Raw genomic sequence first — 12,999 nt, forward strand, 5'->3', positions numbered from 1 at the left:
TTGATTAAAACACTTGTTTAAAATAACCTCGTTTGTCGCATTGTGAGAACCTCACCTAACGCCTTGCCTACGCTGGGCTAACGACCAAATAATTTTTGAGAATTTATTATGTCATCGAATACGTTAGATAAGCTGCAATCCCGCTTCAGCCCAGAAGCCGCCAAGGGCATGAATGAGGTGTTTCAATTCCATTTTTCTGATGCAGGCAGCCATTACCTGAATATTCAAGATGGAACACTAGGTGTACACGAAGGAGAACATGATGACCCATCAGTCAGCCTAAGCATGACCACAGATACGCTAAAAGGCATTATGAGTGGCGATATCAATGGTATGACAGCCTTCATGACAGGTAAGCTAAAAGCGACTGGCAATGTCATGCTGGCCACTAAACTGACCAGCCTGTTTCCCAGCAAATAACGCCCATTCTCGCCCGCGTGCTGTTACCGCCAGCGGGCGAGATGTGTTTCGATAAGTTCACGTGAAATAGAGTACGGTGGCGGCAGCGAAGGCAATTGCCTTGGCGAAAACCAAGCGGCATCGCTAATTTCCACACCATCAATATGAATGCGCCGCGTCGTCGCTTCGGCAAAAAAACCAAACATTAGCGAATGCGGAAATGGCCACGCTTGGCTTTGATGATAACGAAGCTTTTCCACATGCACGCCTACCTCTTCGTATATCTCACGATGCACCGCTTCTTCAGCAGACTCTCCAGGCTCAATAAAGCCCGCAAGCGTCGAGTAACGTCCGGGTGGAAATCTTGGGCTTCGTGCTAACAACATCGCCTCTCCACTGGTGACTAGCGTAATAATGCAGGGAGAAATACGCGGATAGTTGCGATGCCCGCAAGCATGGCAGTGCATAGCAAACTCAGCTTCCAACTTGGTGGCCTTCTCGCCACAACGCCCACAAAAACGATGGTTCTCTAACCAAGCACCGACTTGAAGTGCCGTCGATAGGAGGCTAAACCAGGAAGCAGGTAACTCCCCTAGCCACTGCCGTCCATCTATCCAGTCCTCACCCGGCTTACTTTCCACAAAGAGCGCCACCGGCTCATCGTGCCAATAGCACAGCGGCTGCATACGTTCATCCCATGGTTGAGTCGGTTGTAACGGCGTTAACTCGCCGCTTTCAGCCAGTGGTGCTGGCGCTAGATGACTTCGGGACACACGAATAACACGACCTTCTCGCGCATAATGGGGAATTTCACGTCTAAGCATCGCCACGATTACCTTCAGTCAAACCACTCTCGAACCAATGTAACTGATGTGCTTGGCACTTAGCTTGGTGGGCTGCGCGCTCTTCTTCACTAGGCCGGACGACCCTCAACTGCCCTGGCGTCAGCGCTAAACGCTTTACCGATAGCCCTTCATTGGCTTGATTACTTTGCTGCTCACCGGACGATGATTCTGAATCAAGCGTCAGCGCCGTTTGTCCGCCGGTCATCGCCAGATAGACGTCGGCTAAGATCTCAGCATCAAGCAATGCGCCGTGCAACACACGATGGCCATTATCAATATCGTAGCGCTTGCATAACGCATCGAGGCTATTACGCTGGCCGGGGTGCATCTGACGGGCCATCACCAGCGTATCAAGAATACGGCAATGCTCACTAACAGGGCCTAATGCGGGTGACCATCGCCGCTGGTTTAACATGGTTAACTCATGATCAATAAACCCCACATCAAAGGGGGCGTTATGAATCACCAGCTCGGCCCCTGCTATAAATGCCCAGAAGTCATCCGCTATATCGGCAAACACCGGCTCATTAGCCACCTTGGCGTCATCAATACCGTGAACCGCCACGACTTCAGCATCAATATGCCGTTCAGGATTGATATATTGATGATAGGAGCGCCCTGTAAACCGCCGGTTGATCATTTCGACGGCGCCAATTTCCACTAATCGGTGGCCATCTTTTGGGTCAATACCAGTTGTTTCAGTATCCAAGATTACTTGGCGCATGCTGCTCTCCTGTTATGCTCATCAATAGCTTCGTTGGCCAACGCATCGGCGCGCTCATTGCCGGGGTGCCCGCTATGCCCCTTCACCCAATGCCACTCGACACGATGTCGCTGCGTTTCCTCGTGGAGAGTCTTCCAAAGCTCAGCGTTTTTAACCGGTTGTTTGGCCGCTGTCTTCCAGCCTCGCTTAATCCAATTGTGAATCCATTGAGTAATTCCCTGGCGCACATACTGAGAATCAGTCCAGAGAGCTACTTCACAAGGCTTGTTCAAGGTACGCAATGCCATAATCGCCGCTATTAACTCCATGCGGTTATTGGTGGTATCTGCTTCAAAGCCTTTTAATGTCTTCTCGTGCTGCCCGCTTGACAGCACAACTCCCCAGCCGCCTGGGCCTGGATTTCCTCGGCAGGCCCCATCGGTATACACCGTAACGCGAGGCAACCCATCGGTTGCTTGCTTACTCACTTTCACTATCCTTTTCTAAACGACGTTGACCTGAGTGGTATCGCGCAGAAACACCGGTTCGTGTGGCTCCCAAAGAGGAGGATGTAACCGGTGCGCGCAACCCAAATTTAAGACGCTCTATCGGCGCATGACGCTGCCGCCGCTGCGCTTGAATCATATAACTTTCACCCAACGGTAAATTGTGCCTGCGTCCCAATGCTTCCCAGCGCTCTCCACAGGTGGTGCTCATCGGCCCCCGAAAGCAGCAATAGTCTACGCGTTCCACGTCAAAATCGACAAATGCCAACCAGTCACGCAAACGACTAGCAGTACGCCACTGGCCGCTCCAGGGGTAGTTTGCCTGCTGCTTACGCCAACGCTGGGTTAACCCGTTCAATCCGATTGGATTAAACCCAAAAAGCACTAACACACCATTGTCTGATGTTACCCGAGCGGCTTCTTGTAAGACATGATGGGCGTCTGACAGATGCTCTAGCCAGTGATGAATAACCACTACCTCCAAACTGCGATCTGGTAAGGCAAGGTGATCTGGTGGACAGACTAACGTAGACAAGGACTCTGCCGCTGCTCTCGTCGGCGACCAGCGAATGACATGCGGAATGGCCGACATCGTCATCAATGTGGGCCCCATGCTCATCTCTAAACTGTGGCCACCTTTGCGCCCTTCAACCAGCGGCCCCAAACACGCTCGCTGCGTTTCCCATAGCGAACGGCCTGCTTCTGTTTGCCAGTACGCTTGGCTTTCTGCCATCTGCTGGGCGAGCCGGGTTGCCATTGACGAAGTTGACATGAACAGCGCTTCCCTCCACAGTAACTGCTTTTTAACGTTTTGAGCGCCAGCATTGGCGCACAGAAAAGCGTTTCATTAAGCGTCTATTTTGAACTTCAAAGGATCTCGCCCATGATGAGCGTGACACCGATTCCCGCACTTAGCGATAACTACATTTGGCTATTAAGACAGGATACCAGTCAAAGCGTTTGCGTGGTGGATCCCGGTGAAGCAACGCCTGTGATTGAGCTTCTTGAGCGAGAATCCTTAACGCTTGATACGATTTTAATCACTCACCATCATCATGATCATACCGGTGGCCTTTCAGAGCTGATTAAACGCTTCTCGCCTCGGGTGATTGGCCCCTCCAACCCGACCATTGAAGGCATTGATGAACAGGTAGGACATGGCGATGAAGTACGTATCATGGGCCGTCTGTTTGAAGTTATAGCAACGCCAGGGCATACATTAGATCATGTGAGCTACTTCACCCCAGGCATTCCTGCGCTACTTTTCTGCGGCGACACCCTATTTTGTGGTGGATGTGGTCGGCTGTTTGAAGGGTCGCCAGAGCAAATGTTTGCATCTCTTCAAACATTAGAGGAACTCCCAGAGGATACGCTGGTCTTTGCAGCGCATGAATATACGCAAGCGAATCTAACCTTTGCTCGTGCTGCAGACCCTGATAACGAAGACGTTAAATATGCATTGCAGGAGTGTGAGAAGGCTCGGGCATTAGACCGACCTACCTTACCCAGCACGATAGGACGCGAGCTGAAGATCAACCCCTACTTGCGTGTGAGCACCAATAGTGTGCGTCAAGCAGTAGGTACCCAAGGGGCCAATGATGATGATCTCGCCACGTTCTCCACGTTACGTGAGTGGAAGAACCGTTTTTAAAAACGCTATCGAGTAAAACGAACCGACTATGACTTATCGAACGATTCGCCAGCGCTTATTACTAAGCACTGGAAGCACTGTTATTGTGAGCCTATTTTTAGCCGCAGCGGCCAGCTCTCAAGCCTCTACTACCGAAGCATACCAATCTGAAAGCGCCCTTATGGACGCGCCTGCTTCACCCAACTTCCGCCCCACTGCCTTTCAGCATCACTTCTGGGAAGCACTAGAACTGCAACCCCAAGATGCGTGGAGCACACTACGTGACAGCTTCCAGTGGCAGGAAAAACAGTTACCTGCCGATGCGCAAGCACGTGTCGATAAATGGATAGAGCACTATCGTTCCAGCCCGCAAAATATTGCCGCTATCACTGAGCGCGCGACGCCCTGGCTTGCTTGGATCACCCAGCAAGTAACTGAACGCGGTCTTCCTGGTGAAATTGCACTGATTCCGTTTGTTGAGAGTTCTTTCGATCCAAGCGCCCGAAGCCATCGAGGAGCCGCTGGGCTTTGGCAGTTCATGCCAGGTACAGGAGATGCATTAGGCTTGGTTCGCAACGGCAATTACGATGGTCGTTTAGACGTAGTAACGTCTACTGCAGCAGCGCTTGATTACCTGGAAATGCAGGCTGATGAGTGGTACGAGGGCGACCTGATGCTCTCGCTGGCCGCTTACAACGCCGGTGCTGGCACCGTTAACCGTGCGCAACGCCAAGCTCAGGGCCAAGGCCTTGCAGGCGACTACTGGGAACTATCCCTACCCCACGAAACGATGCATTATGTTCCTAAACTTAAAGCAATTGCGACGATCATCAATGATCCAGAACAGTATGGCGTTGCACTGCCCGACATTCACCCTGATCCCGCTTTTGCCAAAGTTCAGCTGGAGCAACCAGTTAGCCTAGCGCAAGCCTCTCAGCTTCTTGATGTCAGCCAAACCGCGCTGGCCGAGCTAAACCCTGGCCTGCTAAATGGCAGCCTTGACCCACGCAGCGCGCAGACGTTACTTGTGCCTGAAGAAGTTGACACTCAGGTATTAGCTCAGCTTTCGCAATCAAGCAGCACCTCATTAGCATCGACCAACACGCCTGACGTTCACCGCGTTGAAAGTGGCGATAACCTTTCTGTGATTGCAGCCCGCTATAATGTCGCTCAGCAAGACTTAATCAGATGGAATGCTATCGAACGCCCAGAGGCTCTGAAGCCAGGCCAACTGCTGTCGCTTTCAGGACGGTAACATGGGGAAACCAACCAGGCTTTGTTAACTAGGTTTAAAAGTAGTCTTTATTAGTCTTTTGTGGCTATGTCTCAGTTATTATCATCGCCATAACATTGTCTTATCAGCTGCGCCTCAGTTTCTAAGGCCAGTTATTAAGACTAGGCTACTAAGACTCAACTACCAAGACTCAACTACTAAGCCTTTGTTGTTACAGGAAGTTACCAATGCTACGTAGTGTGTTGTTTACCAAAGCACTTTTGTTAACCAGCGGCTTGCTGCTAAGCCTGTCGCTGTTGGCTTCTGAAAACGTCGCCGACAACAACACTTCTACACCCGTTGAGACTGTGCACGGGCTATCTCTTTACAATAGCCCACAGCTTCCTCCCGACTTTGCCTACTTCCCCCACGTGAACCCTTCCGCCCCCAAGGGTGGAACAATTACACATACCGCTGTGGGCGGCAGCTTCGACTCTACCAACCCGTTTATTATTCGTGGCACGCCTGTTACCGGCATTTTTCAGATTTACGACTCGCTGATGGCGAGTAATCCTGGCGAGCCCTTCAGTTTGTACGGTCTGCTGGCTGAAGGCGTTCGCTTAGCCCCAGATCGCCAGTGGATAGAGTTTGATTTGCGTCCAGAGGCACGCTTTCAGGACGGTGAACCAGTAACTGCCTATGACGTAGTATTCTCTCTAAATTTGTTACGTGAAGAAGGTAACCCCTTCTACAGCAGCTACTATTCAGGTGTCGAGAGAGTTGTCGCCTTAAACGATCATTTGGTCCGTTTTGAATTTAACGACACAGAATCACGTGAGTTGCCACTGATTGTTGCACAACTCCCTATTTTACCTCGCCACTACTGGGAACCGCGCGATTTCACGTCTCCCACCTTAGAGGCTCACCCGGGGTCTGGGCCTTATCGCATTAGCGAAGTAGATCCTGGGCGGCGCATTGTCTATCAGCGAGATGACAACTATTGGGGTAAGCACTTACCCGTCAATGTTGGCCGTTACAATATTGACCGTGTTGTGTACGAGTATTACCGTGACCGGGATATTGCTTGGGAAGCCTTCAAAGCAGGACTTACCGACTATCGGACAGATGCACGCGCCGCCACTTGGGCGATTGGCTATAATTTCCCAGCTTATCGTGACGGTTTGATAAAGCGAATTACTGTACCCGATGTTAACCCATCCATGATGCAGGCGTTTGTCTTCAACTTACGTAAAGAAAAATTTCAAGACCCAAGGGTCCGAGAAGCACTGAGCCTTACGTTCGATTTTCCCTGGCTTAACACTAACATTTTCTATGATACCTATCGGCGCACGGAAAGTTTCTTTCAAAACTCTGAAATGGAAGCGATTGGAACACCGTCAGAGGAAGAGCTTGCGCTGCTCGAACCGTTCCGTGAAGCGTTGATTGACTCCCATCATTCAGAACGACTATTCACTGACCCGCTGCCCATCGAACACCCTACCGACCTACGTGAGCGTTTGCGGCTTGCGCTTGATCTGCTGCGTGATGCTGGCTATCGCATAGAAAATGGTGTGCTAGTGAACAGCGAGACAGGCCGACCTCTTACACTAGAAGTACTGCTATACGACTCGGGACTTGAGCGTGTTGTGCAACCCATGCTGCGCAATATGGCGCGTCTTGGGGTTCAAACGTCGCTACGCATTGTCGATATCAATCAGTATCTTAACAGGGTACGCAGCTACGATTACGATATGGTCATCAGCCACTTCCCGCAGTCTAACAACCCTGGTAATGAGCAGCGCGACTACTGGACCAGTGCTGCCGCAGAGGCGCCACAAAGTCGTAATCGCATGGCTCTTGCCCACCCTGCTGTTGATGCACTAGTGGAGCAGCTCATTCGTGCTAACGACCGCGAAACGCTGGACACCATTGCAAAAGCGCTTGATCGAGTACTGCGTTGGGGCTTTTATGTCATCCCTCATTATCATTCAGGCGAGACACGGATTGCCGTGTGGGATAAATTTGGCTATCCAGAGCCGTTTCCAGCTTATGCCATGGATCTAGACGCTTGGTGGGTAGATGCCGAACGTGAAGCAGCGTTGCAGCGTCGTAATCGTCGCCGTTGAAAACCTGAGACTGCTTATTAACTAATGGCTTATCTACACTAACGCTTGGCTAGCCGTTTTTCATGGCCTGCACTTACTCATGGAGCGCACTGTGGCACGCTACACCTTACGCCGACTGCTACTGATGATTCCGACTCTGTTCGGCATCATGCTGCTTAACTTCATGATCGTTCAAGCGGCCCCCGGAGGCCCCATTGATCAAATGCTAGCCCGCTTTGAAGGAGCGGATGCTATGGCAAGCACACGCCTGGATATGGGTGGTGCGGATGTGCAAGTTAGCGATGATTCTCGAGGTGCACGAGGGATTGATCCGCGCTTTATTGAGCAGTTAGAGCAGCAGTTTGGCTTTGACAAACCCGCTCACGAACGATTTATCGGCATGATGGTGGACTATCTCACCTTCGATTTCGGCACCAGTTTTTTTCGCGACCGTCCGGTCATTGAACTAATGATCGAACGCCTGCCCGTGTCTATTTCACTAGGCTTATGGACAACGCTGTTGGTCTATCTCATTTCTATCCCGTTAGGCATCAGCAAAGCACTACGACATGGATCTCGCTTTGATGTCTGGACCTCAGGTCTAGTAATCGTGGGCTACGCCATCCCAGGTTTTTTATTCGCCATCCTCCTTATTGTTGTATTTGCTGGGGGTACTTACCTAGATTGGTTTCCTCTTCGCGGCCTAACATCACCCGATTTCTCCGAGCTATCTGCATGGGGCAAAATTAAAGATTACTTCTGGCATATCACCCTGCCAGTACTGGCTGCTGCGATTGGCAGTTTTGCCACCCTCACCATGCTGACGAAAAACAGTTTTTTAGATGAAATTCATAAGCAGTACGTACTGACAGCCCGAGCCAAAGGTGCTGACGAGCAGCGTATTCTGTATGGCCATGTTTTCCGCAACGCTATGCTAATTATCATTGCTGGCTTGCCCTCTGCAATGATTGGCATTTTCTTTACTGGCGCACTGCTCATCGAAGTAATTTTTTCCTTGGATGGCCTCGGCTTGTTAGGTTTTGAGGCGGTAATGCAGCGTGATTACCCCGTCATTTTCGGAACACTATTTCTATATACAGTGATCGGTCTGCTGCTCAAGCTAGTATCCGACTTGACCTATGTGTGGGTTGACCCACGCATTGATTTTGCGTCGAGGGAGTCATAAATATGACATTTATTAGCTCGCGTCTTTCACCGATTACGTTACGCCGTCTGGCTGCATTTAAAGCCAATCGCCGCGCTCGTGTGTCGTTGTGGCTGTTTAGCGTTCTGTTTATTGTCAGCTTATTTGCCGAACTCATCGCCAACGATAAGCCCCTTGTAATGAAATATGATGGGCAGTGGTATGTGCCGTTACTGGTCGATTATCCGGAAACCGAATTCGGTGGCTTTTTACCCACTCGTACCGACTACTTAGACCCCTTTGTTCAACAGCAAATTAGCGATCACGGTTGGGCGCTTTGGCCGATCGTTCCCTACTCCTATCAAACCCTCGATATGCAGATGACACAACCTTCGCCTGCACCGCCAGATAGGCGCCATTGGCTGGGGACCGACGATCAGGGCCGTGATGTATTAGCGCGAGTCATTTACGGGTTTCGACTATCGGTTGCTTTTGCCTTGGTGCTCACCGCCGGCTCTTTGGTACTGGGCGTGCTGGTAGGCGGTGTGCAGGGATACTTCGGCGGAAAAGTAGACCTTATCGGCCAGCGCATCACTGAAATCTGGTCTGGGTTACCTGTGCTATTTCTACTGATTATTTTAGCTAGTTTTGTGCAGCCAGGCTTCTGGTGGTTACTGGGGATAATGTTACTGTTTTCGTGGCTAGGGCTGGTTGATATCGTACGCGCCGAGTTTTTGCGTGCACGCAATCTTGAGTACGTTCGTGCAGCGAAGGCCATGGGGCTCCCTTCTAGGCTGATTATGTGGCGGCACGTTTTACCTAACGCTATGGTAGCCACACTGACGTTTATCCCTTTCCTGTTCACTGGTGCCATTGGCACGCTCACTGCGCTGGACTTCTTAGGCTTTGGCCTGCCGCCTGGAGCTCCTTCACTGGGCGAACTGGCAGCACAGGGCAAAAACAACCTGCACGCCCCGTGGCTCGGCATCACCGCGTTTATGACGCTTGCCATCATGCTCTCACTGTTGGTGTTTATTGGTGAAGGATTACGAGACGCCTTCGACCCACGCCATGTGAAGCAGCATCAGTCACCTGTTCAGGAAACCAAACATGCCTAATCACGCAAACAGCGCTATACCATTACTGCGCTTGAACGAGTTTTCGGTTTCCTTCGATGGCAACGTAGTTGTCGATTCCCTTTCGCTCACCGTCAATGCCGGTGAAACCCTCGCTATCGTGGGGGAATCTGGCTCTGGAAAGTCGGTTTCGGCACTAGGGGCGATTAATTTATTGCCGGACAATGCCTCGGTAAGTGGTCAACGTTGGTTAGAAGAAACGGATCTCAGTCAGCTAGGCAAACGAGATTGGAACGGGATACGCGGCAATCGGGTAGGTTTTATTTTTCAAGAGCCAATGACATCGCTAAACCCGCTGCACCGTATTGGCAAACAAATTGGCGAAACCCTGCGTTTACACCAGGGCCTTAGCGGGAACGCTGCACGCTCCAGGGCCAAAGTACTATTAGAACACGTCAAACTACCGCGCCCCGACGAACTGCTTGACGCATGGCCACATCAACTTTCGGGCGGCCAGCGCCAGCGGGTAATGATTGCCATGGCCATTGCCAACAATCCGGCACTATTGATTGCAGATGAGCCGACTACAGCACTCGATGTGACCGTTCAGCAAGAAATTTTAGCGCTGCTGAAAGAACTCCGTGATCAACACGGCATGGGCGTACTGTTTATCAGTCATGACTTAAACTTGGTGCGTCGCCATGCAGACCGTGTTTGTGTCATGTATCAAGGAAAAATCCAGGAAACTGGTAGCGTTGCCGATGTATTTAATAATCCCCAAAGCGACTACACCAAAGCCCTCATTGCCGCCGAACCAGAAGGACGGCCTGATGAACCTGCCGACGCTACGCCGCTTTTGATCACACGCCAGCTTAGCGTGAGCTTCAAGCGCCCGAGGGCAGGTCTTTTTCAGCGTCAGCCGCCGCCATTTGAGGCCTTAAAAGCTACCGACTTAACGATTGCCCCTGGCGAAACGCTTGGCATTGTTGGCGAATCAGGCTCTGGAAAAACAACGCTGGCTTCAGCGGTTATGCGCTTAGTCGCTAGCCAAGGCGAGGTGACACTGGGCAGCGCCATCTTAAGCCAACTCTCTGGTGACGCGCTTCGACGCCAGCGCCATCGGCTGCAAATGGTTTTTCAAGATCCATACGGGGCGCTTTCCCCACGTATGCCAGTGTTTGATATTGTCAGTGAAGGCCTACGGTTTCACTACCCCAGCCTAAGCAATGCCGAAGTCACCGAGCACGTGCATCGCACACTGAGCGAAGTGGGCCTACCGGAAAGCTGTGCTGCCCGTTATCCTCATGAGTTCTCGGGAGGCCAACGCCAGCGCATAGCGGTGGCCCGAGCAATTATCTTAGAGCCTGAGTTACTGGTACTCGACGAACCAACCTCTGCATTAGACCGTACAGTGCAAAAGCAGCTGGTCACACTGCTACGCGAACTTCAGGCACGCCGCCAGCTAAGCTATCTATTTATTAGCCACGACCTTGCCGTAGTGCGCGCTATGGCCCACCGCATTATGGTGTTAAAAGATGGTGAGGTAGTAGAACAAGGAGACTGCCTGGAAGTGCTCGCTGCGCCGCAGCATCCCTATACCAAAGCGTTGATAGAAGCTGCCCACTTGCATTAGCTACCTAGTTAACATAAACGTTTGTCTCGGCAACTTTTTCAAGTTGGCCACGTATGAACGCAGAAGCAAGATAACGGTATAAAAATTCATTACTCATAATAAAAACGCCCCGGCCTTGGCACGGGTGTGCTGACCGGGGCGTTTTATCCACTAGCAGTGACGCTAAGTGTGTTTAGAAGCTGGCAATTTCTTCAGGCGTTAGCTCCCGCCATTCACCAGGCGCTAGATCATCTGGTAAGGCTACATCACCAATCGACTGGCGATGCAATGCATTGACATGATTCCCCAACGCAGCAAACATGCGTTTCACTTGATGATAGCGACCTTCAGTGATCGTCAGCTCTGCTTGCTGTGGAGTAATAAATCTTAGCACGGCAGGTTGCGTTGGCGTTTCCTCGCCGTCGAGAAGAACCCCTTCCGCGACTTGGTTAATCGCCCACTGAGCAGCCTCACCTTCCATAGGTTCCGCCAACTCGGCTATATACACCTTGGCGCAGCGATGGCGCGGCGAGGTAACACGATGGGACCATTGGCCATCATCAGTGAGCAATAACAAGCCGGTGGTATCTACATCCAACCGTCCTACCGGCTGCAGTCGCTCTACTTTGGGTAAATCAATTAGGTCAATCACCCTTGGGTAGAGCCCTCGGCGGGCAGTACACTCTACTTCCAGCGGCTTATGCATCATCAGGTAACGTAACCCAACTAGCGCTAGCGTCTCACCATTAAGTTTCACCTCATCGTGCTGAGTGTCAACTTGAGTCGCAGACTGCTTAATGGGTTCGCCATTCAGGGTCACCTCGCCATTCTTTAACGCACGCTTTGCTAGGCTGCGCGTCAACGGGGTTGTTTCACTCAAAAAGCGATCAAGGCGCATTATTGACCCACTCCTGGCAGAAGCGAAAAGCGGTCGGCATCTTGCCAGGCAGGAAATTTTTCTCGAAAAGCATCTAGGTCCGTTTTATTTAGCGTCCCCGTTTCAATAAACGGAGAGTTTGCAGGGTGGTCGATCATCGGTTCCCCTTTGAAATCGACCAGCATGGAATCGCCGCTATAGGCGAGTCCTTTGGCATCTTCACCGACGCGATTTACACCCACTACATAAACTAGGTTTTCAACGGCACGCGCTTGTAAAAGCGTGCGCCAAGGATGACGCCGGGGTGCAGGCCAGTTCGCTACACACAACGCGGCATCATACTCGAAATGTTCGCCCTCTGCTGGCTGCTGGCGCATCCAAACGGGAAACCTCAGGTCGTAGCATACGCTCAATAGCAGCCTGAAGCCTTTCAGTTCAACTATCTTCCGGCTGTTGCCCATACCATAGCGTTCATGCTCTCCGGCCATACGAAATAAATGGCGCTTATCGTAGTACTGCAAGTCGCCGCTGGGGGTAGCCCATACCATACGGTTGTAGTATTGACCTCCATCCATAATTGCCACACTGCCGGTCATGACACAGCCTCTCGCTTTGGCCTGCATCTGTAACCAGGCAACGCTCTGGCTCGCGTTCATGGGCTGGGCCATTTCCCGAGAGTTCATGGTGAAACCAGTCGCAAACATTTCTGGCAACACAATTAAATCGGTATCGCGACTATCTAACTCGCCCAATAGCCGTTCAAGATGCGCATGGTTGGCCTGAGGATCTTCCCAGCGCAAATCGCACTGCACTAAGCTCGTTTTCAGTTGGCTCATGCCATGTCTCCTTTGCATCAGTGTGTTCGTCAATAGTGTGCTAGATTAGCATT

Annotated in this window: 13 protein-coding genes; 7 read left to right on the forward strand and 6 right to left on the reverse strand. The window is 51.4% G+C overall.

Going from position 1 to position 12,999, the window contains the following annotated elements:
* The first annotated feature begins 108 nt into the window (after positions 1-108).
* A complete protein-coding gene (locus CR46_RS0111760; RefSeq protein WP_030073088.1) occupies positions 109-420 on the forward strand; it encodes an SCP2 sterol-binding domain-containing protein in 312 nt (103 codons plus the stop codon).
* 23 nt (positions 421-443) lie between these two features.
* Here the strand turns inward: CR46_RS0111760 and nudC are convergent, their stop codons facing one another.
* From nudC to CR46_RS0111780, 4 genes are read right to left on the reverse strand one after another with little or no spacing between them, the layout of a single operon-like run.
* On the reverse strand, positions 444-1,223 hold the full coding sequence (gene nudC, locus CR46_RS0111765; protein ID WP_030073090.1) for an NAD(+) diphosphatase: 780 nt from the start codon (positions 1,221-1,223) through the stop codon (positions 444-446).
* Positions 1,216-1,968, reverse strand: a complete 753-nt coding sequence (gene dnaQ / locus CR46_RS0111770) for a DNA polymerase III subunit epsilon (protein WP_030073092.1) — start codon at positions 1,966-1,968, stop codon at positions 1,216-1,218. Before dnaQ ends, nudC begins: the two co-directional genes overlap by 8 nt.
* The gene (gene rnhA, locus CR46_RS0111775) at positions 1,956-2,435 is read right to left on the reverse strand and encodes a ribonuclease HI (RefSeq protein ID WP_030073094.1); all 480 of its coding nucleotides are present in this window, start codon (positions 2,433-2,435) and stop codon (positions 1,956-1,958) included. The genes dnaQ and rnhA overlap by 13 nt, the downstream gene beginning before the upstream one ends.
* Complete coding sequence (locus CR46_RS0111780) at positions 2,428-3,225, reverse strand: methyltransferase domain-containing protein (protein ID WP_030073095.1); 798 nt, start codon at positions 3,223-3,225, stop codon at positions 2,428-2,430. Before CR46_RS0111780 ends, rnhA begins: the two co-directional genes overlap by 8 nt.
* Positions 3,226-3,336: 111 nt before the next feature.
* Here CR46_RS0111780 and gloB point away from each other — a divergent pair, with 111 nt between their 5' ends.
* The 6 genes from gloB to CR46_RS0111810 all read left to right on the forward strand — a co-directional run bounded on the left by gloB (position 3,337) and on the right by CR46_RS0111810 (position 11,254).
* Positions 3,337-4,104 carry a hydroxyacylglutathione hydrolase gene (gene gloB / locus CR46_RS0111785; protein ID WP_030073096.1) on the forward strand — a complete coding sequence of 256 codons (768 nt, stop codon included), beginning with the start codon at positions 3,337-3,339 and terminating at the stop codon, positions 4,102-4,104.
* Between the two features lie 28 nt (positions 4,105-4,132).
* Entirely contained in the window at positions 4,133-5,338 is a 1,206-nt protein-coding gene (locus tag CR46_RS0111790) for a transglycosylase SLT domain-containing protein (RefSeq protein WP_030073098.1), read from the forward strand.
* A gap of 206 nt (positions 5,339-5,544) precedes the next feature.
* Entirely contained in the window at positions 5,545-7,422 is a 1,878-nt protein-coding gene (locus CR46_RS0111795) for an extracellular solute-binding protein (RefSeq protein WP_030073100.1), read from the forward strand.
* A 91-nt stretch (positions 7,423-7,513) separates the two neighbouring features.
* Positions 7,514-8,587 (forward strand): microcin C ABC transporter permease YejB, encoded by a 1,074-nt coding sequence (locus CR46_RS0111800; protein WP_030073102.1) that lies wholly within the window; start codon positions 7,514-7,516, stop codon positions 8,585-8,587.
* Positions 8,588-8,589: 2 nt separating this feature from the next.
* The gene (locus CR46_RS0111805; protein ID WP_030073104.1) at positions 8,590-9,663 is read left to right on the forward strand and encodes an ABC transporter permease; all 1,074 of its coding nucleotides are present in this window, start codon (positions 8,590-8,592) and stop codon (positions 9,661-9,663) included.
* A complete protein-coding gene (locus tag CR46_RS0111810; RefSeq protein ID WP_030073107.1) occupies positions 9,656-11,254 on the forward strand; it encodes an ABC transporter ATP-binding protein in 1,599 nt (532 codons plus the stop codon). Before CR46_RS0111805 ends, CR46_RS0111810 begins: the two co-directional genes overlap by 8 nt.
* Positions 11,255-11,426: 172 nt before the next feature.
* On the opposite strand, the gene CR46_RS0111815 is transcribed toward CR46_RS0111810, so the two are convergent.
* Together CR46_RS0111815 and CR46_RS0111820 are read right to left on the reverse strand one after the other, a co-directional pair.
* Complete coding sequence (locus tag CR46_RS0111815) at positions 11,427-12,131, reverse strand: pseudouridine synthase (protein ID WP_030073109.1); 705 nt, start codon at positions 12,129-12,131, stop codon at positions 11,427-11,429.
* Positions 12,131-12,946: an amidohydrolase gene (locus CR46_RS0111820; protein WP_030073110.1), complete on the reverse strand. Its 816-nt coding sequence runs from the start codon at positions 12,944-12,946 to the stop codon at positions 12,131-12,133. The genes CR46_RS0111815 and CR46_RS0111820 overlap by 1 nt, the downstream gene beginning before the upstream one ends.
* Between the last annotated feature and the right edge of the window lie 53 nt (positions 12,947-12,999).

It is taken from the genome of Vreelandella neptunia, from assembly GCF_000712975.1.
Taxonomy (GTDB): Bacteria; Pseudomonadota; Gammaproteobacteria; order Pseudomonadales; family Halomonadaceae; genus Vreelandella; species Vreelandella qaidamensis.